The sequence below is a fragment of the Longispora fulva genome (assembly GCF_015751905.1).
GTDB lineage: Bacteria > Actinomycetota > Actinomycetes > Mycobacteriales > Micromonosporaceae > Longispora > Longispora fulva.
In genome coordinates this window covers 7175936-7197922 of sequence record NZ_JADOUF010000001.1, presented here as the reverse complement: position 1 = coordinate 7197922, position 21987 = coordinate 7175936, and the positions used below count along the sequence as shown (strand labels likewise).

Annotated in this window: 23 protein-coding genes; 16 read left to right on the top strand and 7 right to left on the bottom strand. The window is 68.8% G+C overall.

The window, feature by feature from the left end:
- Positions 1-4 precede the first annotated feature (4 nt).
- Complete coding sequence (locus IW245_RS33260; RefSeq protein ID WP_231399018.1) at positions 5-664, top strand: hypothetical protein; 660 nt, start codon at positions 5-7, stop codon at positions 662-664.
- 6 nt (positions 665-670) lie between these two features.
- Here IW245_RS33260 and IW245_RS33255 read toward each other — a convergent pair whose 3' ends face one another.
- Together IW245_RS33255 and IW245_RS33250 are read right to left on the bottom strand one after the other, a co-directional pair.
- A complete protein-coding gene (locus IW245_RS33255; protein WP_197007072.1) occupies positions 671-1123 on the bottom strand; it encodes a hypothetical protein in 453 nt (150 codons plus the stop codon).
- A gap of 79 nt (positions 1124-1202) precedes the next feature.
- Complete coding sequence (locus IW245_RS33250; RefSeq protein ID WP_233472680.1) at positions 1203-2285, bottom strand: winged helix DNA-binding domain-containing protein; 1083 nt, start codon at positions 2283-2285, stop codon at positions 1203-1205.
- A gap of 275 nt (positions 2286-2560) precedes the next feature.
- Between IW245_RS33250 and IW245_RS33245 the strand changes: the two genes are divergently transcribed.
- Positions 2561-4471, top strand: coding sequence for a peroxidase family protein (locus IW245_RS33245; protein WP_197007071.1), 1911 nt, complete (start codon positions 2561-2563; stop codon positions 4469-4471).
- Between the two features lie 133 nt (positions 4472-4604).
- Positions 4605-5126 carry a DUF4352 domain-containing protein gene (locus IW245_RS41175; RefSeq protein WP_197007070.1) on the top strand — a complete coding sequence of 174 codons (522 nt, stop codon included), beginning with the start codon at positions 4605-4607 and terminating at the stop codon, positions 5124-5126.
- Here the strand turns inward: IW245_RS41175 and IW245_RS33235 are convergent.
- Positions 5123-5746, bottom strand: a complete 624-nt coding sequence (locus tag IW245_RS33235) for a hypothetical protein (protein WP_197007069.1) — start codon at positions 5744-5746, stop codon at positions 5123-5125. The genes IW245_RS41175 and IW245_RS33235 overlap by 4 nt on opposite strands.
- Positions 5747-5981: 235 nt before the next feature.
- Between IW245_RS33235 and IW245_RS33230 the strand changes: the two genes are divergently transcribed.
- Positions 5982-6698: an HAD family hydrolase gene (locus tag IW245_RS33230; RefSeq protein ID WP_197007068.1), complete on the top strand. Its 717-nt coding sequence runs from the start codon at positions 5982-5984 to the stop codon at positions 6696-6698.
- Between the two features lie 34 nt (positions 6699-6732).
- Here the strand turns inward: IW245_RS33230 and IW245_RS33225 are convergent, their stop codons facing one another.
- Together IW245_RS33225 and IW245_RS33220 are read right to left on the bottom strand one after the other, a co-directional pair.
- A complete protein-coding gene (locus tag IW245_RS33225) occupies positions 6733-7071 on the bottom strand; it encodes an immunity protein CdiI family protein (protein ID WP_197007067.1) in 339 nt (112 codons plus the stop codon).
- Positions 7068-11543: a LamG domain-containing protein gene (locus tag IW245_RS33220; protein WP_197007066.1), complete on the bottom strand. Its 4476-nt coding sequence runs from the start codon at positions 11541-11543 to the stop codon at positions 7068-7070. The genes IW245_RS33225 and IW245_RS33220 overlap by 4 nt, the downstream gene beginning before the upstream one ends.
- Before the next feature lie 612 nt (positions 11544-12155).
- Here IW245_RS33220 and IW245_RS33215 point away from each other — a divergent pair.
- On the top strand, positions 12156-13430 hold the full coding sequence (locus IW245_RS33215) for a tyrosine-type recombinase/integrase (RefSeq protein WP_197007065.1): 1275 nt from the start codon (positions 12156-12158) through the stop codon (positions 13428-13430).
- 183 nt (positions 13431-13613) lie between these two features.
- Here IW245_RS33215 and IW245_RS33210 read toward each other — a convergent pair whose 3' ends face one another.
- Complete coding sequence (locus IW245_RS33210) at positions 13614-13895, bottom strand: hypothetical protein (protein ID WP_197007064.1); 282 nt, start codon at positions 13893-13895, stop codon at positions 13614-13616.
- 392 nt (positions 13896-14287) lie between these two features.
- Here IW245_RS33210 and IW245_RS33205 point away from each other — a divergent pair, with 392 nt between their 5' ends.
- The 4 genes from IW245_RS33205 to IW245_RS33190 are packed head-to-tail and all read left to right on the top strand — an operon-like array spanning position 14288 to position 17207.
- Positions 14288-14845, top strand: coding sequence for a hypothetical protein (locus IW245_RS33205; protein ID WP_197007063.1), 558 nt, complete (start codon positions 14288-14290; stop codon positions 14843-14845).
- 3 nt (positions 14846-14848) lie between these two features.
- The gene (locus tag IW245_RS33200; RefSeq protein ID WP_197007062.1) at positions 14849-15406 is read left to right on the top strand and encodes a hypothetical protein; all 558 of its coding nucleotides are present in this window, start codon (positions 14849-14851) and stop codon (positions 15404-15406) included.
- Entirely contained in the window at positions 15406-16614 is a 1209-nt protein-coding gene (locus IW245_RS33195; RefSeq protein WP_197007061.1) for an MAB_1171c family putative transporter, read from the top strand. The genes IW245_RS33200 and IW245_RS33195 overlap by 1 nt, the downstream gene beginning before the upstream one ends.
- Entirely contained in the window at positions 16611-17207 is a 597-nt protein-coding gene (locus IW245_RS33190; RefSeq protein ID WP_197007060.1) for a phosphatase PAP2 family protein, read from the top strand. Before IW245_RS33195 ends, IW245_RS33190 begins: the two co-directional genes overlap by 4 nt.
- A gap of 86 nt (positions 17208-17293) precedes the next feature.
- Here the strand turns inward: IW245_RS33190 and IW245_RS33185 are convergent, their stop codons facing one another.
- Positions 17294-17665 (bottom strand): helix-turn-helix domain-containing protein, encoded by a 372-nt coding sequence (locus IW245_RS33185; protein WP_197007059.1) that lies wholly within the window; start codon positions 17663-17665, stop codon positions 17294-17296.
- Positions 17666-17943: 278 nt separating this feature from the next.
- On the opposite strand from IW245_RS33185, the gene IW245_RS33180 reads away from it, so the two are divergent.
- The 7 genes from IW245_RS33180 (at position 17944) to IW245_RS33150 (ending at position 21966) form a co-directional block, all read left to right on the top strand.
- On the top strand, positions 17944-18099 hold the full coding sequence (locus IW245_RS33180) for a helix-turn-helix domain-containing protein (RefSeq protein ID WP_197007058.1): 156 nt from the start codon (positions 17944-17946) through the stop codon (positions 18097-18099).
- The gene (locus IW245_RS33175) at positions 18096-18347 is read left to right on the top strand and encodes a hypothetical protein (protein ID WP_197007057.1); all 252 of its coding nucleotides are present in this window, start codon (positions 18096-18098) and stop codon (positions 18345-18347) included. Before IW245_RS33180 ends, IW245_RS33175 begins: the two co-directional genes overlap by 4 nt.
- A 144-nt stretch (positions 18348-18491) precedes the next feature.
- A complete protein-coding gene (locus tag IW245_RS33170) occupies positions 18492-18737 on the top strand; it encodes a hypothetical protein (protein WP_197007056.1) in 246 nt (81 codons plus the stop codon).
- A gap of 74 nt (positions 18738-18811) precedes the next feature.
- The gene (locus IW245_RS33165) at positions 18812-19069 is read left to right on the top strand and encodes a hypothetical protein (RefSeq protein WP_197007055.1); all 258 of its coding nucleotides are present in this window, start codon (positions 18812-18814) and stop codon (positions 19067-19069) included.
- Positions 19066-19350: a hypothetical protein gene (locus IW245_RS33160; RefSeq protein ID WP_197007054.1), complete on the top strand. Its 285-nt coding sequence runs from the start codon at positions 19066-19068 to the stop codon at positions 19348-19350. Before IW245_RS33165 ends, IW245_RS33160 begins: the two co-directional genes overlap by 4 nt.
- Positions 19351-19730: 380 nt before the next feature.
- Positions 19731-21080: a replicative DNA helicase gene (gene dnaB, locus IW245_RS33155; protein ID WP_197007053.1), complete on the top strand. Its 1350-nt coding sequence runs from the start codon at positions 19731-19733 to the stop codon at positions 21078-21080.
- Positions 21081-21105: 25 nt separating this feature from the next.
- Entirely contained in the window at positions 21106-21966 is an 861-nt protein-coding gene (locus tag IW245_RS33150) for a helix-turn-helix domain-containing protein (protein ID WP_197007052.1), read from the top strand.
- Positions 21967-21987 lie beyond the last annotated feature (21 nt).

The following is a 21987-nucleotide window of genomic DNA, read 5'->3' as shown; positions in this document are numbered from 1 at the left end:
GCCCATGACGACCTGGACCGCCGACCCGCATCCGGGCGAGAACCGGTTGGCGGCGAGCGCGGCGGTCGCCGTGATGATCGCGGCGCAGGTGGCGCTGAGCGAGGAGCTGACGTTCCAGCCGTGGTGGCTGCTGCCTGGGGTGGAGTGCGTGCTGCTCGTCGCGTTGTTCGCGGCGAACCCGACCCGGTTCACCCGCGAGTCGAAGATGATCCGGACGGCGAGCCTGGGGCTGATCGGGGTGGCGAGCCTGATCACGGCGTGGGCGGCGGGCCGGCTGGTCTGGATGATCGCGACCGGGCACGCGCCGGCCGACCCGCCGGTGCTGCTGCTGAACGGCGCCGGCGTGTGGGTGACGAACGTGGTGGTGTTCGCGCTGTGGTTCTGGGAGCTCGACCGGGGCGGGCCGGCCGCGCGGTCGAAGGCGAGGTGCCCGGACCCGGATTTCCTGTTCCCGCAGATGGCCACGCCGAACGTGGCCCGCAAGGGCTGGCACCCGCAGTTCCTCGACTACCTGTACGTGTCGTTCACCAACGCCGCCGCGTTCAGTCCGACGGACACGATGCCCCTGTCCCGGTGGGCCAAGTTCCTGATGATGGGGCAGTCGGCCGTCTCCCTGATCACGGCGGCGCTGGTGGTGGCGCGGGCGGTCAACATCCTGCGCTGAGGGCGGCTACCTCGCGAGCTGGTAGCGGTAGGTGACCGTCCAGACGTGGCTCGCTCCGGCGTCGATCGGCTGGTCCTGGGCGATCGTGGTCTGGGTGGTGCCGTTCCAGCCGCCGGGGCTCTGCACCCGGCCGCCGTCGCCGACCACGCCGGCGAACACCAGGGTCACCGTCGGCGGGATCTGCAGCGTGTCGCCCACGGTGTAGACGCACTCGTCGGGGCTGTTGTTGGTGACGGTGAGCGTGTGCTTGGCCTCCCGCTGGTTCGGGTGGCCGGGGACGGGCGTCGGCTTCTGGGTCTCCTTGCGGACCAGGCTCAGGTCGCAGGGCTCGTCGCGGGCGACGGACGCGGCGCCGACGCGCGCGGCCCCGCCGGGCGACTCGGCCGCGCCCGCCGGGGACCCGGTCAGCAGGACGCCGACCAGGGTGGTGGCGAGCGCGGTGAGCACGACAGGTCTCATGTCTTCCCCCGTGATTCTCATTTCCATCGAGTCATTCGCACCTTATGGTGCGTTGGTCCGATCTTAGAGGAGAACGGGACTACGCACTGTGGGAAAATTCCACCTTGGTGGTACCGGCCTCCGCGAACCCGAGCAGCCCCGCGCCCTCCTCCGCCAGCGCCTCCCTGTCGGCCGGCCGCAGCTCCTCGAAGGTCTCGATCAGCAGCGCGGTGTCCGTGATCTTCCAGGTGCCGGCGACGAACCCGTCGATCAGGACGGTCGCGGGGATCTGACCGTTCACGGAGAAGATCCGCTTGCGGTGGGCGTCGGGCAGGATCCGGGACCGGTCGGCGTGCGACAGGATCAGGTTGTCGAAGGCCGCGACGAGCCGGGGAGGCACCGGCAGGTCCGCGTCCGGCAGCGGCGCGTCGAGCACGTCGAGCAACTCGGCCCCGGACTCCGAACGGAACGTGCGCAGCCGGGGCCGCACCCGGTCCACGATCGCCCTGACGCCGGTCAGCCACGACCAGGTCTGGATGTCCCTGCTGGTCGCGGGGCCGAACGCCGCGAGGTAGCGGAGCACGAACTCGTCCGGGGCCGGGTCGGGGTCGACGGACCGGCCCAGCCAGTCCTCGACCGTGCTGAACCGGGGCTGACCGGACGCGCCCCACAGGCCGCGCGGCGGGACCTGGACCATCGGCACGTACATCCGGGCCGCGGTCGACAGGGCCGGCGCGTCCCCGTCGGGCCACCGGTCGAGGAGCGCCTCGCCGATCTCCGCGGGGGTGGCGGCCCGGCCGGTGACCGCCTCCCGCCCGGCGGCGACGATCTCGTCGCGGGTGCGGCCGACGAGCCGCTTGGCGAAGTTGCCGAGCAGCGCCTTGTCCAGCATGCCCTGCATGGCGGGCCGCAGGGCCAGGTAGTCGCGCGCGGTCGCCAGGTGCAGGGTGCCGCGCATCAGGGTGCCCCGGACCAGGCTGCGGTCGGCGATCCCGTCGGACAGCTCGGCCGGCCGGAAGTCCTGCAGCCGGGACCACAGGCCGAAGTACGGCGGCAGCGGGGCCTGTGCCTGGAGCCCGACGAGGTGCTCGACCATGTCCGCGACCGGCATGGCGACCCGCTCGACGAGGTGCTGGCGGGTGAGGAGTGCCCGGTTGAGGGCGCGCGCGGACAGCGTGTTCACCGGGCCGAGCCTAGTGAACGGGTACGACAAGGCCGAGGCCACGCCGCACAGTCTTTTTTCGCAGAATTCGCATGGATCCGAGCCAAACCCAAACACAGGGGAAAAGCTCTTTCAGCACATGGAGCGCCAGGCCATACCAGTAATTCAGACATTGATGACTTCCTATTGACAGCCATAAATGCCAGTGACAGCATGTGATCACTTATTCACGGTGCGCTATCAAATGGCGGTCCTCTGTGGGGACCCCTTGCGCCCGAATCCAGGGGAGAAAATTGATGAAACCCCGGAAAGCACTATTCGGTACGGCCACAGCCGCCGTTCTCACCATCGTTCTCTGCCTGACGGCGACCCCGGCCGCCGCCTCGCCCCCCACCTTCCTCGGCCTGTTCGAGGTGCAGAGCCTCGACGGCTCGGGCAACAACCCGTTCTTCCCCACCTGGGGCAAGGCCGGCACGAACTACTCCCGGGTCGCCCCGGCCCGGTACGCCGACGGCAAGGGCGTGCCCGTCAGCGGCCCGAACACCCGGTACCTGAGCAACCGGGTCTTCAACGACGTGCACCAGAACGTGTTCTCCGAGCGCGGCGTCAGCCAGTGGGGCTTCGTCTGGGGCCAGTTCATCGACCACACCATCGGGCTGCGCGCCGACAACGGCGAGCAGGCGAACATCCTGTTCAACGCCTCCGACCCGCTGGAGTCGTTCACCAACGACCTGGGGGTCGTGCCGTTCACCCGGTCGAAGGCCGCCCCCGGCACCGGCGTCCGCCAGCAGGTGAACACCGTCGGCTCCTACATCGACCTCTCGGCGGTGTACGGCGACGACCCGCTCCGCCTCGACTGGCTGCGCTCCGGCACCGTGGACGGCAACCCGACCAACAACAGCGCCCAGCTCATGCTGCCCGGCGGCTTCCTGCCGACCCGCGACAGCCGCGGCGACCCGAACACCGCGCCCACGATGGCGATCGACGGCCGGCTGTTCGGCCAGCCCAACCGGGCCGTGGTGGCCGGTGACGTGCGGGCCAACGAGAACATCGCGCTGACGGCCACCCAGACCCTGTTCGCCCGGGAGCACAACCGGATCGTGGCCTCGCTGCCGTCGTTCCTGTCGCAGGAGGACCGGTTCCAGATCGCCCGGCGGATCGTGATCGCCGAGCAGCAGTACATCACCTACAACGAGTTCCTGCCGGCCATGGGCGTGGCGCTGCCCGCCTACGACGGCTACAACCCGTTCGCGAACGCCAACCTGAGCAACGAGTTCGCGACTGTCGGGTACCGCGCGCACAGCCAGATCCACGGCGAGGTGGAGGTCGCCACGGAGGCCAGCCGGTACACGGCCGCGCAGTTGGCTGCGATGGAGGCCCAGGGCGTCGAGGTGGAGCCCGACGGCACGAACGTCAAGCTCGTGATCCCGCTGAACGTGGCCTTCTTCAACCCCGACCTGGTGCGTTCCCTGCAACTCGGCCCGCTGCTGCAGGGCATCGGGGCGGAGTCGGAGTACAAGAACGACGAGCAGATCGACAACCAGCTCCGCAGCGTGCTGTTCCAGGTCCCCGTGCCCGGCAATGAGGGGTGCCTCGACGGGCCGACGCTGCCGCGGTGCTTCCGGGGCGTCGTCGACCTCGGCGCGATCGACGCCGAGCGTGGCCGCGACCACGGGATGCCGAGTTACAACCAGCTCCGCAAGGCCTACGGTCTGCCGGCCCGGACCACGTTCGCCGGCATCACGGGCGAGGCGTCCGACCAGTTCCCGGCCGACCCGCTGCTGACCCCCGGCAACGAGAACAACGACCCGAACTGCCTGGACTTCACGGCACTGTTCGACAACGCCGGCAACCCGGTGCCGGTGGGCTCGGAGAACGGCGCGACCTCCGCCGTCCGGCGCTGCCCGCTGGCCGCCCGGCTGCGCGCGTCCTACTCCAGCGTGAACGACGTGGACGCGTTCGTGGGCATGGTCGCCGAGCCGCACGTCCCCGGCACCGAATTCGGGGAGTTGCAGTTGGCGATCTGGAAGAAGCAGTTCACGGCGCTCCGCGACGGCGACAGGTTCTTCTACGACACCGACCCGTCACTGCCGTTCCTGCACGACGTGTTCGGCCTCGACTACCACGTGAGTCTGGCCCAGGTGATCGCGCGCAACACCGATATCCCGTTGTCGAGCCTGCGCCCCAATGTGTTCCTGTTGAACTGAGGCGGAAATGTGCCCCTCGACATGTTCGAGGGGCACACCATTCGGAGGCGGAAATGTGCGGCCCTTTCGTTAGGAATTCGTCAGTGGCGATCCACTATTTCCGTTCCGGCACGCGATTCATCCACAATGGCGTGTGCCCCTCATCCGGAATCTCACCAGCGGCGCGCTCGGCGCCTGCGTCCTGTTCGCCGCTCCCGCCTGCACCGGCGGGTCCTCGTTGACCCCGGTCCCGCGCGCCACCGCCGACCAGACCGCCACCGTGCCGGTGTCCCAGCCGCTGGCCCTGGACTCGACCCTGCTGGGCGACCGGTCGGCGATCACGGTCACGGTCCGCACGGCGAAGACCATGACCACCGGCAGCACCGGGTACGACAACCCGAAGGGCGAGTACATCGTCGCCGACATCCTGATCGAGTGCACGACGGGGACCTACCACGCGAACCCGTTCAGCTTCGGGTTCGTGGCCCAGGACGGCACGAAGGGCACCCCGACCGTCTCGATGTTCGCCCCCGCGCTGGAGGCCGTCGACCTGACGGCCGGGCAACAGGCCTCCGGCACTGTCGTGTTCGATGTGCCGAAGGGCTACGCGAAGGGCGCCCGGATCGCCGTGCACGACGCCCTGGGCGCCCGCGACATGGGCTACTGGAAGCTCTAGTCCGCCCTGGTGCAGAGCACCTTGCCGTTGTACTCCATGTAGCCCTCGGCGTCGGCCGGACAGTCGCTGTCCCGCTCGACGGTCGCGATCACCTTCTGCTGGTGCGACTGCGAACACGACACGACCGTCCCCCGGCTGCCGGACACCCGGACGCACTCCCCGGTCTGGCTGTCGGACGCCACCACAGCGACGAACGCGGCGACCAGCGCCACCGGGAGCAGCAGCCCGAGGATCGCGGGCCGCTGGTACAGCGGCTTGCCCGGGTCGAGCGGCCGCGACTGGGGTGTGATCAGCCCGGGGGTCGCGTACGGCTCCTCCAGCCGGGCCACCCTGGACCGGCGGAACAGGTTGAGCAGCACGATCCCCGGGGTGATCAGGAACGAGGCGTATCCCCACCAGCCCTGGTACAACGTCTTGGCGGTCATGCTGCGGAACACGGCCAGGCCGCAGTCCCGACAGAACGGCCCGTCGGTGTGCAGGAACCGCATGATCAGGATCATGCCCTGGTGGCCACGGAAGGTGACCTTCGCCGCGGGCCGCGCCCCGCAGAACCGGCATTCGTCGGGGCCGGGCGGCCGGAGGTCGGACGCGTCGGGGTCAACGCTCGGGGTGGGTTGCATGGGGGCTTACCTTCGTTCGGAATGGCGGGACGGCGTTCGGCTCTTCGCCCGTCCGGGCGGCAGCACGGAAGCCTAGCGAGCAGGACCCCTTCCCGGCAGCCCCGTTTCGGTGCGCGGGGTGACCGCGCCGCCCCTTCCCGGCCGGCTGAGCGGCCCGTTTCCACGCCACCTGATCCGCTGAGCGACCGGGGCGCGGGCCGTTTCCCGGGGAGGATCCCCGTGCGACGATGGCCGGGTGACGACCGCACCCGGGCCCACGCTCGTCCTCTGGGACATCGACCACACCCTCGTCAGCATCCCCGGCGTCAGCCACCGCATCTACGCCGACGTCTTCCTCCGGATCACCGGCCAGCCCCTCCGCGAGGTCGCCGACATGGCCGGCCGCACCGAACGCCGGATCGTCCTGGACACGCTCGACATGCACGGGCTCACTGGTACCGAGGAAATCTGCGAACTGTTCTTCACCGCACTGAGCGTGGCCGCGGAGACCCACCGGGACGAGATGGCCGCCCACGGCCGTGCGCTGCCGGGCGCAGCGGACACTCTCCGGGTACTCGCCGAGGCCGGCACCCTGCAGTCCGTCGTCACCGGCAACGTGCCGGCGATGGCCCGCGCCAAACTCGAGGTGTTCGGCCTCGGCACGGACCTGGACCTCACGATCGGCGGCTACGGCCCCGACGGCTACGAACGCGCACCCCTGATCCACGCGGCCATGGACCGGGCCGGTCGCAAGCACCGCCGGCAGTTCGCGCCCGAACAGGTGGTGGTGGTCGGTGACACGCCGCACGACGTGGCGGCGGCGCTGGAGGTGGGAGTCCGCGCGGTGGGGGTGGCGACGGGGAGAAGCAGCGTCGAACTGTTGGAGGCGGCGGGCGCGGACGCGGTGCTCCCCGACCTCGGCGATCTGGCCTCGGTCCGCAGGGCGGTGCTCCCACGGCGCGGCCCGACGTGAAAGTGTCACGTCGGGCCGCGCCGGCACTACGCGCCTACCCGATCTCCCGGTGCTCGCGCACCGACTCGTCGAAGTAGAACACCGTCCACTCGGCGGACAGCTCCGCCCGGACCCGACGGGCGAGTTCCTCGCCCCGGGCCGCGAACTCGCGCTCGGCCTCCGGCGTGGGGAAGCCGGACGCAATCGGATCGCTCCGGTTCAGAGTTCCGGTGTACTCCTCGGCCCAGACCCGCAGGCTTTCGGCCAGGTCAGCCGTCAGACTCAGGCGCGGATCGGCCGGCGAGACGTTCGCGTAAAAACCCTCGCCGATCAGCCAGAGCGGGTCGCAGTCGTAGTCCGCCATCACGCGGACGGAGCGCGGCTCGGCTGTCATACCCCGGAACCCGTCGGGTTGGCTCCGACAATGAAGCCGTTGTCCCCGACCGTGACCGCGACCCGGTAGGTCAGTCCCTTGTACATGTACTCGTAGATCCCTCGGGTTTGCTTCGGGTCCTGATATCCGACGAGTTTACCTTCGGTGCACGCCCGGAGGACGAAGTTCGCGACCTCGTCGCGCGGAATGCCGACCCGGGCGAAGTCCGCCTCGTGCTCCTCCAGAATGTGCGTGAGGCCGGCCCTCGAGCTCCCCGTCTCCAGAAACACGATCTTCCCTTCGAGGTTCCGCCCGATCGCGACGATGTTCTCCGCGGAGAACTTCACGCCGTTCGCGGTCAGTTCGGCGAACAGCGCCGCGATGATCCGAGCCTTGGACGCGGCTCTGAGCGCGTCCAACTCGGCCAATGCCGCCGGCGACAGCTGCGAGAGCTTGAGCACCGCGTACGCGTCGTCCAGACCCACCCCGGTGATCGTGGCCAGCCGGAAAACCTCGAGCGCCTCAGCCGCGGCCTTCAGCCCCGGCGGGACCACGAGCAGCGCGGCGAAGATCGCGCAGTTGAGCAGCTTTCCGTCGATGCACTTGATCAGGTCCCCGATGAACAGTTGTTTCGCGTTCTCCAGCGCCTGGTCGAACATCGCCCGACCCGTGATGTGGATCGTGTCCGCGATGTCCTGGTCGATCCTCTGGTCGGCGATGAACGTGCGGGAGTAGTGGTTGTAGCAGTTCTGCGGAGTGGGGTCGGGGATTTTGAGGTTGCACGTCATCAGGTAGAAGTGGGCGACGCCGTGGAAGTGGTGGACGATCGGAACGTCACACGCCGACCGGGGGTCGTCGATCGGCCCGGTGAACGAGCACATGTACGCGTCACCCGTGATCGTGTGCTGGACGTCCGAGTAGTCCGTGACCACGTCCTTCATGTGCAACGGGCCGCTCGCCGACTGCTTCGTCGTGTCCGAGGCCACCCGCTGTGCCGCCTCGGCCCGACTGGCCGCCTCCTGCGCCTGCTGGGCGAGCGCCTGCGCGTTGGCCGCGGCCGCCTCAGCCGCGGTCGCGTCGGTCTCGGCCGCCGTCGCCGACGCCCTGGCCGCGCTCGCGTCGCCTTCCGCGGTGTTCGCCGCCGTACGTGCGCCGGCCGCGTCCCGCTCGGCTGCCGTCGCCGAACTCCGAGCACTGCTCGCGTCACTCGCCGCCGCGTACGCCGCGCTGCCGGCCGCCCAGGCGTCCAGTTGCGTCTGGCCCCACAGGTTGGCCGTGTTCTCGGCAGCCCTCTGGGTCGCGGCGGCGTCGGTCGCCGCCTGGGTCGCCGACCCGCGAGCCTGTTCCACGGACGTCGCCGCGCTGGCCGCGTCGGCGGCAGCGCTCGCGGCCGCCTGTGCCGCGACCTTCGCGTCGCCGACCGCCTGGGTCGCGGCCAACTGTGCCGCCGCAGCGGCTCGTGCGGCCTCGTCGGCCCGCACCTGGCCCACGGCCGCCTGCTGCTGTGCCACGGTCAACGCCGACTGCCCGACCAGCACGGCCATGCCCGCCGAGGCGTCCGCCGTCCGGAACGGGGTACCCAGCGCGATCGCCTCGTTGGCCGGTGCCGTCGCCTGCATCGCGGCGTCCCGCGCCGCGATCGCCGACTGGGTCGCCGCGAACGCCTGGCCGGCCACGCGGGCGCTGTCCACCAGCGCCTTGTCCGCCTCGACCCTCGCCGTCGCCGCGTCAGCCTTCGCCTTCGCGGCCTGGGTCAGCGCCGCGTCGGCCAGGGCCTGCGCCGCCTTGACGTTCGCCGCGGCCTGGTCGGCGGCGACGATCGCGTCGGCGGCCGCCGCGTGGGCGGTGGAGGACGCCGACCAGGCGGTCGCCGCATCGGCGTCGGCCGCGTTCGCCGCGGCACGTGCCCGCTCGGAAGCACCCGTCGCCTGGGTCGCCGCCGCACGCGCGCTGACCGCGGCGTTGCCGGCCGCCGTCGCCGCGGAGCGCGCGGCGTCCGCCGCCGTGCCGGCCTCGGTGGCGGCGGTCCGCGCCTCGGTGGCCGCGGTCCGGGCGGCCCCGGCGGCGGAGGTTCCCTCAGCTGCGGCCGCCGCTGCCTCGTACGCCCTGGCTCGCGACTCCAGCGCGTCCCGGCGTTCCTCGGCGGTCACCGCGGCGTCCCGTGCCGCGCCGGCCCGGGTCTCCGCCGCTTCGGCCTCGCTCCGCTTCTGCGCCGCGGTCCCGGCGGCGGTGGACGCGGCCCCCCGCGCCGACGCCGCGATTCCCTGCTGGGTCTGCGCCTGGGCCTCGAACTGGGCGGCCTTCGTACGCTCCGCCTCCGCCTTGGCCCTGGCCGCGGCCGCGGTGGCCCGCTCCGCCTCCGCGACACCCCGCTTGGCCTTCGCGTCGGCCGCAGCGGTGGTCGCGGTACGTTCGGCCTGCTCGGCCGTCGCCCGGTCCGCCTTGGCCTTCGCCGCGGCCGCCGCTGCCTGGGTGGCCTGACCGGCGGCCGCCACGGCTGCGGCGTGCGCCTGGCTGGCGGCCTCGACGGCCGCGGCCCGCTGGTACTCCGCCTGGAGCGCGTGCGCCTGGGTCTGCGCCAGAGCCTGCAACGCCGCACTGTCGGCGTTGGTGGCCTTCACCGCGTTGAGGGTGGCCTCGACGGCCTTGGAACCGGCCAGGGCTGCCGCCGCCGAAGCCTTGGTGACCTGCGCGGTCTGCCGAGCGTAGGTCAGACCCCGGCCGACGGGGGTGCCGTTGGTGGTGGCCACGGTGGCCGCCTGGGCCTGCGCGGCGGCGACCTTGTCGGCCTGGGTCTTCGCGGACGCCGCGGCGTTCTGCGCGATCGTGAGCTGAGCGGCGACGGCTGCGCGCGCCGCGGCCAGGTCGGAGTTCGCCTTCGTGAACTCCGCCGGCTTCGGGTAGAGCAAGCTGGTCTGCGATACGCCCTGCCAGTACTTCTGCCACTTCAGGAGCTGACCGGCGATCCAGGCCTGCCCCTGGGCCTCGACCATGGCGGCCGAGGCGGTCCGGGTGTCCTTCGCGGCCTGGATCTCCGCGGCGACGATGGTCGCGCGCTGCGGGGCCTGGGCGGCCAACTCGGCCTGCCACTCGACGTGGCCGGTCGCGGTGACGCTGGCGAGGACGCCCGCGGGGTCCGCCGGGTCGGTGCTGTCGCACCCGGCCCACTTGATCTTGAGATCCTCGACCTCCATCCGGTACTCGACGGAGTCCGTCGCCGGCGCGACCGAGGGCAGCCCGCCGAACTGGATGAACTTCGCGATGTCGTTCGCCGACCACGCCCGCACGCGCCACTCGGGGTACAGCCACGAGATCGTCTGGTCGCCGGCCGCCTCGCGCGCCGCACGGATCGCCAGCGCCCTGTCGAGCGCCGCCGGGGTCGGCTTCGGCGCCGGCGGCTCGTCGAAGTAGTGGCGGAAGGTCCGGTCCTGGCGGTCGAAGAGGAACTTGCGCATCTCCGCGCCGTACTGGGGAGCCACATCGAACCCGGTGCTGTCCGACCCGGCCGGGAGCTTGTACGAAGCCAGCGTGTTGTGCCACGCCGTGTACCTGTCGTTCTGCGCGGTGTCGACCGCACGGAGCGCGACGTCGTCGGCGTCAGCGGCCTTCTCCAGCGGGGAGAATCCCCAGCCGAAGCCGGCGAGGACCCGCCGGGTGTCGACGTCCGTGCCGGCGAGCGCCGCGCCCGCGACGGCCTTGACCTGCGGGCCACCCGCGTGCAGCCAGTGGCCGACCTTGCAGCGGTCGGCACGCGCTGTATCCGCGGACACGACGAGCTGGGCGATGGCGATGTCGGGCAGCACGCCCTGCCAGAGCCGTACCTCGTCCACATTGCCCGGCAGGTAGTCGCCGGGAGCCCCGACCCAGAGCGAGCGCCCGATCTGGGTGTCACCGGTGGCCTTCCAGGTCGCGGTGTGCGCCGCGGTGCCGGCCTGGAAGCCGTTAACGTAGAGGCGGAGTTGCCCGGCCGCGTCGTACACGCCGGTCAGGTGGGTCCACTCGTTGACGACCGCCGCCGGGCCGGTCACGGTGTCCCAGGCGGCGGTCTCGGAGTCCGACCTCGGAATACTGAACTGCCACTTTCCGGACGCGTTCACCTTGAGGTAGTAGCCCGACACCCGGGTGCCGTCCTGGGAGACCACGGCGTAGTTCGCGCCGATCTTGGTGACCTTCACCCACGCGGCGACGGTGAACGAGGAGTCGGTGGCCACGGTCGCGGTGCTGGACACGTGGTCGTCGGTCCCGTCGAGGACCAAGGTGTACCAGGGCGCGCCGGGCGAGGCCCAGCTGTCCGAACCGCTGCCGACGTCCGTGGTCGCGCCGTTGCGCACGGTGGCGTCGTAGGTTTGGCCGAGGTCGTTCATGAGCTTGCCGTCGGACGGGGTAGCCCCGAACTCGTAGCGCGCCTTCTGCACGAGCGCCGCGGACGGGCTCGGATCGACAGGAGGCACCGCTGACGCCAGCGCCGGCGCGGCGTATCCCGCTGTCGACATCGCCATCGACGCCGCAGTCGCCAAGGCGGTCGCGGTCAGCAGTCCGCGCGCCAGCAGGCTAGCCCTTAATGGCACTTTTCTACGCATTCGGGATCCCCGTTCACTCGTTCCGGCACGTTGCGCTGGCACCACCGTGGTGCTTCGCGTACGGGGAGTGATCGATGGCCAGGCAGAGTTCACCCATGGACCCGACATGCGCATTACTCCCCGTGATGCATGTGCGAGGGGTCACGTTACTGCCTGGTAGACGATCGCGATATGGCTAAACGGACGTGGCGCCGTGGCCCTTGCGTACACGGGCCGAACGTGGCGGCGGGCGAGCACACCATCCACAAAGGCGGGAAGCGGGTCACGCGCGAAGGCGGACACAAAAAAGCTGGGGAAACGATATACGTTTCCCCAGCTTCAATAAGGGGTGGAGCTGAGGGGACTCGAACCCCTGACCCCCACACTGCCAGTGCAGTTAGCTACTCTCCGTCGACCTGGGGTTTCTTCAATATGGGGAGGTCAGGGGCTACGTGAGAGTGCGGGTTTTTACGTGTCGTTCCGCCTGGGTGCGGGGTTGGTGTTCCCATGTGTACACGGAGCCCCGGAGGTCCTAGCGTCGAAGCCATGGCGAGCATGGCCCCGCGGGGGAACTCCTTCCAAGTGCGCTGGCGTCCGAGTCGAAAGGCAGACTGGGAGACGTGCACCTTCAGCAATGAGACAGACGCAGATGCGGCGAAGAAATTGGCCGAAGCGCGCAATCATCTAATCACCAAGGACGAGGTCTACCGGGTCGTCCTCGGCATCGAAGAAGAGCCCGAGACTGTGGGGGTCATAAGCCCGTTCGTGAAGGACATCGTGGTTGATGCCTTCAAGGGCCGGGATATCGCCGACAGCACTCGGAAAGAGTATGTCCGGCTGGGGCGGAACATGATCGCTCCGGCATTCGATGGCTTGCGGTGCGCAGAGGTGGACCGGCCCCGGTACCTCACGTTCATCACCTCGCTGGTCGACAAGGGCTGCAAGCCGGCCTACATCCGAAAGGCCCATGCGGTAGCTCACGTACTTTTTGGCTTCGCGGTCACAGAGAAGTACATGGCCGTGAATCCAGCAGCCAAGCCGGTCGGCGGCAAGACGGAGCTTCCCAAGATCAAGAAGTATGACTCGATCTTCCTCACCCACTTTGAGGCCGACCTGGTCAGGGCTTCGATGCCTCCGAGCTGGGAAGACTTCGTGGACACGGGCTGCGGCACGGGCATGCGCCCAGGGGAGATCCTGGAGCTGAAGGTCTCGGACCTGTTCCTCGAACGGAACAAGCCCTACATCCACGTCCGCGGCACCAAGACCGACGATGCCGATCGTACGATCTTCATTTCCCGCAAGCTCGCCAAGATTCTGGCGGCACGAGTAAAGGGGAAGCGGAAGGACGCATACGTTTTCGGGACCGCGCGAGGACACAAGTGGGACCTCAGGAACTTCCGGCGGCGCATTTGGTGGCCCGCCATCGCCAAGGCGAGCCGGTGCGCCTCGCACCCACCGAAGGCTGACAAGTCTGGAGCCATCCCCATCCTCGCGGTTTCGACTTGCCTGTGCGAGTCGCGCCTACACAGCCGCCCGCGCCCGCATGACTTGCGGCATAGTCACGTCGGATGGCTCATCGAAGCGGCCTGGGACTTCTTCGCAATCATGCGGCGACTTGGTCATGCTTCGATCCAGACTACGTTCAACATCTACGGTCACCGCAGGCCCGATGGAGACACCGACAAACTCGATGAGCTTGACGAGATGGCGGCGGCAGAGCGGCAGAAAACTGCCGCTAAGAATGCGCGCGACGAAACGATGGGGTCCGTGACAAGAATTTACCCGGATACCTTGAATGGCGAACTCGGACGGGCGGCATAACGCGAGCACAAGGAAGAAGCTGCGCGTTCGACCAACGCCGCCGAAACCCCCGGGATAGCTACTCTCTGTAACTGGTCGAGGGTGGCTCCCGAGCCCCGCTCCATCTGAATGAGAACCGCCCCGCCCGCGTTCGCGGGCGGGGCGGCCGAGTGCGTGCCGTTGATCACAGGTATCCAGGGGCGTCTAGGGCTGAGGGTCAGCTTCTCGCTTCTGCTGCCCCTGGGCCTCGTCCTGCTGGGCGCGGAACCGCATCCCGAGGATGAAGGCGTGCTGGGCAGGAATGCCGGTGCCCGCGATCACTCCCACCAGGCACATCATCGCTGCGGCCACGCTCAGGACGATCAGCAGGCCCACTGGGAGGGATGGAATGATCCCTTCGATCGACAAGACACAGTCGGCGAGCAGTGCACTCCACAGAAGCAGGCCGCCGGCGATCAGCGCGCGGCGGCGAAAGACGCTAGCCATCAAAGTTCCCCCATGTTCGTACGCATGTGCGGGCAGACTACCGGGGCTCCGTGAACTGGAGTGCCCCGACAAGGGCTGCCCGGTGCGCAGCGTCTGCCTCGCACCTGGATGCAACGGCGCCCATCTGGCCACCTGTGTTCCAGATTCGCGTCGTGCGGCTGCCGCGGCATCGCGCTGCGGTCGACCCCCAGGGAGAGGTGCAACTGGGTGCGCACCCCTCTCCCTGACCCCCGATTCGCGTTGCCGCGTTCAACTCCTGCAAGAACCCTTAAAGAGATCTTGCAGGAGTTGCCAGGGGGGCTTAAACTCATCCCGCGCAACTTGCCAAGCCCCTTGCAAGTACGATGATCCCGACCTGGCCGATGTCCCCGCTCCCCGCCAAGGACCGCTCCATGACAAGCCCGAACGGCACCGCCGCTGAGATGCCGCAGGACCCCGCTCGCCCGACCACGCCGGCCGAGAAGCTGAGGGTGCTGATGGATCAGCATGCCCGCCGTCACGGCACCCGAGTGACCGCGAACTACGTGGCTACTCAGATTCGCGGACAAGGCGGGAAAATTTCCCATACGACCATTTCCACGATCCTCGCGGGCGGAACGCCGACCGTCGCCAGCGCCGAGCAGCTGGAGGACTTCTTCGGCGTCGCCCGCGGGTTCTTGCTGTATGACCTACCGCCGCTGGACCCGAAAGCCCCGGACAAGGAGACGGCGTTGCGCACCTACGCCGCAGCCCATCCAGACCAAGCCGTCCAGGTGGAGATCCTGTTGGAAATGCGGCGGCTGGGCATCGAGCGCATCGGCGCTCGGGGGGCATCCTCGACCCGCGAGGGCTACGAAGCGTTCCTGAAGGTACTGCAGGGCATGAGCAAGCTCGACCCCTCCGACACCGAGACGGTGCTTAGGGTGGTCGACGGTCTCGGCAAGGCAGCCGAGCGGCGACCACCGGAGTAGAACATGACCTTCGAGGAATTCCGGGACCTGTGCGAGGACGCCGCGAAGCAGTTCCGGCACCTCATCCCTGTCCCCTGGGACGAGGAAGCCTTCATCGCCAATCTGTCCCGGCTGCGCGGTCGGCCTATCACCTTGGGCTTCTACACGCCCACCGGCGGCGCCCCATGCGGCATGTACCTGGGCACAGGGCAGGGTGACCGACTGCTGCTGCCGAGCAACATCGGAGGCGGCTACCAGCGCCGCCACGTCCTGTTCCACGAGATCGGGCACTGGTGGTTCGACTTCGACCAGGCCGAACACGCCGCAGTCGAACCGGACCTTCTCGAATGGGTCAAAGCATTTCTTGACATCGACCCCGAGACCATCGAGTTCGCCCTGGGCCGCCACGGATACGACGTGCCCATCGAGCGCCGGGCCGAGACACTGGCGCATGTGCTCGGCGACCTGGTCACGGAGCTAGAGGCTGAGTCCGAAAAACCCGCGACGACTCCCGAACAAGCTGGCATCATCGCTCGCCTACACGGCTCACTCGGCCGCCCCGATCGAAAGCAACAGTTCTGATGAAAAGCGTCCTCTTCCTGTTCTGCGCGGCCGTGTCGTGGTTCGCCGCCATCTACACGGTCCGTGGCGTCCGCACCGCGACCAACCCCGCTGCCACCAAGGCCCTGGCGGTTGGTCTGGCCTTCCTTGGAGCGGGTCTGGCCACGTCAACCCCGGCGGTGGCTACGCCCCTCAACAGGGCGCTCGGCGTGCCCAACCTGATGCGCCCGATTAGCCACATGTGCGTCATCGTGTTCGCCGCGTCCATCGGTCTGATGCTCACCTACTGGGCGCACGAGCGTGCCGCTGCCCGCAAGCGTGCCCTCCTCGTGGTCGCCTTCTATACCGTCCTCTTCATCACGATGGGCGTCTTCTACGCGCTCATCGGCGCCGACGTCGAGACGTCCCACTGGTCCGAGCGCTACGCTGCGGCACCCTGGGCTGCGCAGTACCTGATGACGTTCCTCACGGGCTTCGCTGCGGCACTGGGCATGATCGCCTGGCAGTCCCGCCGCTATGCCGGCTTCGTGCAAGACGTGATGCTGCGGCGTGGCCTGCGCATGGTGGCCGCGGGCGCCTGCCTCGGGTTGACGTACTGCCTGTACAAGGTGGCCTACGTCGCCGCCGAGGTCATGGGCGACGGTCTGCCCGGACCACTCGCGCGCAACGAATACATCACTCCCGCGATCTGCGCGCCCGGCGCGCTTCTCATGATCGTCGGGTTGACCCTGCCCGCCTGGGGCCCTGCGATTCGTTGTTTCCGTCAGTACCGGACGTTGTATCCGCTGTGGCGTGACCTGTATGCGGCGAACCCCTCGATCCTTCTCGCCAAGACGCCGTACGCGGCCCGGCCCGCTCGCGATCTGGCCCGGCTGCTTGACCGGCTCGTCATCGAGATCCCTGACGGGATGCAGCGCCTGACTCCGTACTACGCCGCCGACGTCGCCGAGGAAATCGGCACCCTGCACGGCATCGACCGCAGCAGTGGCCAGCAGGCGCTGGGAACCGCAATGCGCGTCGCTGCCGCACTCCACGCCCACGAAAGCGGGACCGCGCCGGAGCGGACCGCCGACTTCCCCTACGGGACCGGCGCGACCGGCGACGAACAACTCCAATGGCTCCTCGCCATCGCCCGGCACTTCCGGCGCCACCCGGTTGTCCGCGCGTACCGATCCGGGTCCAACACTCTCGGCGGAGTCCGCGCCAACCTTGAAAGCACCCTCGGATGACGGGTGCGACCACCGCCCCACCGCACCCCACCGCCACGCGCGTCAGCACGCTGCTCGCCCCGCCGGTGGTGCTGACCGCCGGGCAAGTCGTGCTCGCCGCGGCGGCGGCCCCTGACGTCGGACAGGGCCTGCTGTGGGGTGTCATCGCGGTGTGCTTCGGGGCACTCGGCCCGCCCGCCTTCGCCCTGGCACTCGTGCGCGGGCACTTCACCGCGCGTCCCTTGCCGGCAGCGGCACTGCGGGCAGTGCCGCTGCTTGTCGCGTTCGTCGCCGTTCTCGCAGGCCGCGCTGTCCTAGCCGGGCTCGGCGCGCCCAGAGAACTCCTGGTGCTCCAGACCGCGCTGGCGCTCACCGTCTTGCCGATGGCGATCATCGACCTGTGGTGGCCGATCTCGTCTCACACAAGCCTCGCCGCCAGCGTGACGGTCAGCCTCGTCATAGCTTTAGGCCCCTGGCTGGCCGTGATCCTCCTGGCGGCACCGATCGTCGGCTGGTCCCGGGTCCGCTTGGGCAAACACACTGTCTGGCAGGTCGCCGCTGGAACCATCCTCGGCGGCGGCCTCGCCGCCATCGCGGGGATCCTGACGTTCTGATCCTGCGTCCCGAGTTCTCGGGTTCACCGTCGCGCCTCAGCCCTGGTGTACCAACACGGGCCGGCAGCGGTCGGGTGGCTTCTCGATCAGTTCGCGCCGCTGCCGTTGGCGCGCCTGAATTCCTTGGCCGTCGCCACAAGCACCTCCTTCTGGGCGCGAGTGAAGCTATCCGACGCCCAGATGGCGGCCTCCACATCGATCTCAGACGGAGCGGAGCCCTCGTCCCGCTGGTCCAGGTGCCCCGCGAGCATCAGCAGATGCTCGGGGTCCTCGCCGAGGGCTGCGGCTATCTTGCGACAGCTCTCCGAAGTCGGTCTAGCTGTCCGCCACTTGTATATCGCCTGGACCTTGACGCCCGCGAGCCGAGCAAGCTCGGTCATCGTCATCTTGCGCCTGTCCAGTTCGGCCCTGAAGTAGACCCAGAATGCAGATTCCTCTGCGGAGTCGGTCGAACCCATGAGGCACAGTCCTTTGTGGTCAATGGCATTTTCTTGTGAGCTGCATCACTGATGTGTGGTGCATTTTATGTAGTTTCGAGTGCATAAACTGTTTCACCTGCGACACCAATCTTGTGTCACCGGTGAAGCTACCTTGAAACTGCTGTTGATGCACGTCGTGACCTCCGATTAGTGTCGTGAGTGAATCTTGAAGCTCACCACGGGGGTGGTACTAGATGGGGGTACGTCTCAACTCCGACCGATTCCGCGGAGCGTGCAGGGCGCGCGGATGGCGAACTGTGACCATGCAGGCGCAGCAGTGCGGCGTCTCCCGGGTCACCCTGCACCGGCTCCTTCGGGGCAAGAGCCCCAGCAACGAATCGATCGGCGCGATCCTCGGTTCGCTCGACGCCAGCTTCGACAGCCTGTTCCACGTCGACGGAGGTCCGCAGTGACCGCGCCCGAGATGCCCAAGACATGGCCAGTCGAGGTAATCGCGAAGCAGCTCGGCGTATCCGCTCGATGGCTGGCGGACGAGTGTCGCGCCGAGCGTGTCGAGCACGTGCACCTCGGCGGTAAGCGCAGCTTCACCCTGGAACAGGCCCGCGCGCTGGTGGCACGTTCAACGGTAGTGCCGGCCGCAGTGGCGAAGCGCGAAGCCGATAAGGCCCGGGTTCAGCGTCAACGGCGGTCCAGCACCTGATCCTCGCGCTGTCGCGTGACGAGCTGCGGGCATGCCGCCCGCCGACCGCGCAGCACCAATTCTCCGCGTTTCAAGGGGCGCTTTCTGCCTTGCCTTGGGCGCTTCATCCACATTGGTCTCGTTCTGGCCGACATTGGAGTAGTGATGCACGAAACGATCGAAGTGCGGGTCGGGCAAGTCTGGGCGGACAACGATCCGCGCAGTGCCGGTCGCACCGTCCGCGTCGACCACCTCATGCACGGCATGGCGATCTGCACAGTCCTGACGAACGCCACAAACCCCCAGTTCGACGGCGAGGGCCGACGCGATTCACGGGGCCGACGTACCCGAATTGCACTGGAGCGCTTCCGGCCCACGGCCTCGGGCTACGTGTTGCTCCGCAACTCCTAGCTCACCTCCTGCGGGAACGCCACGCGTCCGCGGCCCCCAACCTCTCAATCCTGTCTCGTGATGGAGAACTACTGATGACCAAGCCTCGCCACCTGCGATGTGAAGGCGCCGAACTTGTCCCCGCCGCCGACGTCGACTGCGGCGTCCGCGCCACGACCACGATCGCCGGACACTGCCCGAACGGCCACTACCCGATCTTCGACCTGTGCGACGCCCACGCCGTGGTGCTGTCGAAGGGGCAGGTGACCTGCGAGATGTGCAGTCACCAGAACGACATCGGGGTGCCCGTCACGCTCGATCGCGCCAGCGCGCCGTCGGAGAACGCATCGTGAACAGCGATCCGAGCGGCGTGGTCGCCGGGCTGCGATGCCTGGCCTGGGCGGTCGAGCAAGGCCGGCTGCGGTTCGGAGACGACCGCACGGTCTCGGTTCTCATGCAGGGAGTTGTCCGGCGCAGGACGCATCCACTGGTAGCCGCTCTCACAGGTGTGGCTGTCGAGGAGTGGACGGGCGAGTCCGACGGTGTGATCTACAGGAACTTCGAGGGCTGGCTGCTCGGAATGCGGATCAAGATCTGCACCGAGGCAGCCGATCGGATCGAGGTTCCGACGTGAGCGCGACGGGCATCGTGCCTGGATACTGCCCGCGCTGTCGGGCACCGGTTGTCTGGGCGGAGAACACGGCTGGTGAACTCCTGGCGGTGGAGGTCAATCCCGATCCAGCGGGCACCGTCACGATCTCACCTCGTGCTGGTCAGGTACCCCGGGCACGGGCATTGACCGGCGGCGACCTGGCCGCTGCAGCCAAGGATGGCACTGCGGTTCACGTCGCTCACCAGGTCGTTTGCCCGAAGAACTCGACATCTGGGGATCTCGCCTGAGGCGGCCCGCCGACACGTGGCGAAGCCATCTACCCGAACGTCATCCATATAGGAGGAAACCGTGCGCCCCCGCACCTGCTCGTCAGCACGATCCCCTCAGGCGGTGATCAGCTGATGAGCGAGTTCAACGAATTCAACGGCTTCGACCGCACGCCGCCGAACAACAAGGACGCCGAGCAGATCGTCCTGGGGGCGCTGTTGTTGTCGCCTAACGCGATTCTGGATGTCACCGACATCGTGAGCGCGGCCGACTTCTACAACCCGAAGCACAGCACAATCTTCGCCGCTGTCCTGACCCGGTCCGCTCTCGGCGAGCCGACCGATCCCGTCGCGGTTGGCGCGCACCTGCTGGCGCAGGGCGAGTTGGAGCGCGTCGGCGGGATTCCGTACCTGCACACGCTGGTGGCGTCGGTGCCGACTGCGGCGAACGCACCCTGGTATGCGCGGCTGGTCGCCGAGCTCGCCGAGCGGCGTCGGCTCATCGAGGCCGGAACGCGGATCGTCGGTCTCGGCTACAACCCGCAGGTCGAAGCGGACGTGCTCGCTGACCAGGCCACCGAAGCACTTTACGGTGCGGTGGATCAGCGGGTGAGCACGGACGCGCAGCGGCTCAGCGAGCTGATCGGCCCGACGTTCGACGCGATCGAGGCGGCCGGGCGCCGTACCGGACTGGTCGGCCTGTCCACCGGGCTGGCGGATCTGGACCGTCTCACTCATGGCCTGCAGGACGGGCACGTGTGGCTGATCGCGGGCAGGCCCGGGATGGGCAAGAGCGTGGCGGTCGTCTCGCTGGCGCGTTCGGTCGCGATCAACCAGCGCAAGCCGGTGCTGGTCTTCTCACTGGAGATGTCGAAGCAGGAGATCATGACCCGGCTGCTGTCGGCCGAGTCCGGCGTGCCGACGGACAGGCTCCTGACCGGCAAGCTCACCGACGGCGAGTGGAGCCGGATCACGCAGGTCGGCGGACGGGTGGATGACGCGCCGATGTTCGTCATCGATGACCCGGACCTGACGCTGCTGGACATCCGCACTCGCGCAAGGCGGCTGGCCCGCCGGCACGGTCTCGCGCTGATCGTCATCGACTATCTGCAGCTGATGGGTACCTCCGGTCCTCGCCGGGAATCCCGCGAGCGCGAGGTGGCCGAGATCTCCCGGGGGCTGAAGCTCCTGGCCAAGGAGATGGCGTGCCCGGTGGTCGCCGCCGCTCAGCTCAACCGCGGCCCGGAGCAGCGCACCGACCGCGTTCCCCAGCTTGGCGACCTCCGCGAGAGCGGTGCCCTGGAGCAGGACTGCGACGCGGCGATCCTGCTGCACCGGCCCGACTACTACGACCCGGAGTCACACCGGCCCGGCGAGGCCGACTTCATATTGGCCAAGCACCGGGGCGGGAACTGCGGCGTCGTCACGGTCGCCGCGCAACTCGGGTTCTCCCGGTTCGTAGACATGGCCCCGGCGTCTCGATGAACAGCACCCGGAAGGCACCACGCTCATGACCCACCAGCGCCTCAAAGCGGCCCTCCGCGGCTCCGAGCTGCCCGCTGTTGCCCGGCACCTGATGCTGACCCTGCTGACGTACTGCGAAGACGACACGTTGGTGCTCGCCGCCGCGGACAGCCCGTCTGTGACGGAACTCGCCGAGGACACCGGGCTGAACCGCTCGACGGTCCGCAGGCACCTGGCCGCCCTCGATGACGACGGCTGGCTGACCCGGCAGCACCCGGACCGGCGTGCCGCACGTGCGCGCGGCCTGGTGATCGCCTACGTGCTGCAGGTGCCCGAAGGGACCGACGTGCCCGGCTTCGACAGCGCGGGGGCTGGCGAAGACGTACCGGAACCCCCGGCCGAGCGGGGCACAGAACACCGCTGGGGGCGCACCATGCGCCACGAGCGGGGTCCTGTGCACCCTGTTCACGGTGCACAGGACGCCAATCACGGTGCGCAGAGCACCGTTCAGGGTGCACAGAACGCCACTCGTGGCGCACAGCGCGCCCCAGTTCTTAGAGAGAGAGAAAATCTCTCTCTGATCCCGAGCCAGCCGACGACGGCCGTCGGGCTGATCGCCCGAGCCCTCGACGTCGCCGAGGACGAAGCCTCCCGGGTCCTCCAGCTGATCCGGGAGGAGTGCCGGCCCCGCTCGGAGCTCGGCTTCGTTCGGACGATCATCGCCAACGGCGACGTCGCGAGCTTCGGCCACCGGATCCGCGAGGCCAGCGCCGCCGCGGCCTACGAGGGCCCGACGCACCAATTCCGCGATCCCGACGGCACCGGGCACTGCGCGGACTGCGCGCTCCCAGCAACCAGCCCACGGCACAGATCCCCGGCTCCTGCCGCCTTGCGCCTGGTCCGGTAGCCCCACCCGAACACCCCACCG

What these genes read in the sequence shown, in the direction of transcription:
- IW245_RS33260 (WP_231399018.1), top strand. Translation starts at nt 5, where the DNA reads ATGACGACCTGGACCGCCGACCCGCATCCGGGCGAGAACCGGTTGGCG.
- IW245_RS33255 (WP_197007072.1), bottom strand. Translation starts at nt 1,123, where the DNA reads ATGAGACCTGTCGTGCTCACCGCGCTCGCCACCACCCTGGTCGGCGTC.
- IW245_RS33245 (WP_197007071.1), top strand. Translation starts at nt 2,561, where the DNA reads ATGAAACCCCGGAAAGCACTATTCGGTACGGCCACAGCCGCCGTTCTC.
- IW245_RS33235 (WP_197007069.1), bottom strand. Translation starts at nt 5,746, where the DNA reads ATGCAACCCACCCCGAGCGTTGACCCCGACGCGTCCGACCTCCGGCCG.
- IW245_RS33225 (WP_197007067.1), bottom strand. Translation starts at nt 7,071, where the DNA reads ATGACAGCCGAGCCGCGCTCCGTCCGCGTGATGGCGGACTACGACTGC.
- IW245_RS33220 (WP_197007066.1), bottom strand. Translation starts at nt 11,543, where the DNA reads ATGTCGACAGCGGGATACGCCGCGCCGGCGCTGGCGTCAGCGGTGCCT.
- IW245_RS33215 (WP_197007065.1), top strand. Translation starts at nt 12,156, where the DNA reads ATGGCGAGCATGGCCCCGCGGGGGAACTCCTTCCAAGTGCGCTGGCGT.
- IW245_RS33210 (WP_197007064.1), bottom strand. Translation starts at nt 13,895, where the DNA reads ATGGCTAGCGTCTTTCGCCGCCGCGCGCTGATCGCCGGCGGCCTGCTT.
- IW245_RS33205 (WP_197007063.1), top strand. Translation starts at nt 14,288, where the DNA reads ATGACAAGCCCGAACGGCACCGCCGCTGAGATGCCGCAGGACCCCGCT.
- IW245_RS33200 (WP_197007062.1), top strand. Translation starts at nt 14,849, where the DNA reads ATGACCTTCGAGGAATTCCGGGACCTGTGCGAGGACGCCGCGAAGCAG.
- IW245_RS33195 (WP_197007061.1), top strand. Translation starts at nt 15,406, where the DNA reads ATGAAAAGCGTCCTCTTCCTGTTCTGCGCGGCCGTGTCGTGGTTCGCC.
- IW245_RS33190 (WP_197007060.1), top strand. Translation starts at nt 16,611, where the DNA reads ATGACGGGTGCGACCACCGCCCCACCGCACCCCACCGCCACGCGCGTC.
- IW245_RS33185 (WP_197007059.1), bottom strand. Translation starts at nt 17,665, where the DNA reads ATGGGTTCGACCGACTCCGCAGAGGAATCTGCATTCTGGGTCTACTTC.
- IW245_RS33170 (WP_197007056.1), top strand. Translation starts at nt 18,492, where the DNA reads ATGCACGAAACGATCGAAGTGCGGGTCGGGCAAGTCTGGGCGGACAAC.
- IW245_RS33165 (WP_197007055.1), top strand. Translation starts at nt 18,812, where the DNA reads ATGACCAAGCCTCGCCACCTGCGATGTGAAGGCGCCGAACTTGTCCCC.
- dnaB (WP_197007053.1), top strand. Translation starts at nt 19,731, where the DNA reads ATGAGCGAGTTCAACGAATTCAACGGCTTCGACCGCACGCCGCCGAAC.
- IW245_RS33150 (WP_197007052.1), top strand. Translation starts at nt 21,106, where the DNA reads ATGACCCACCAGCGCCTCAAAGCGGCCCTCCGCGGCTCCGAGCTGCCC.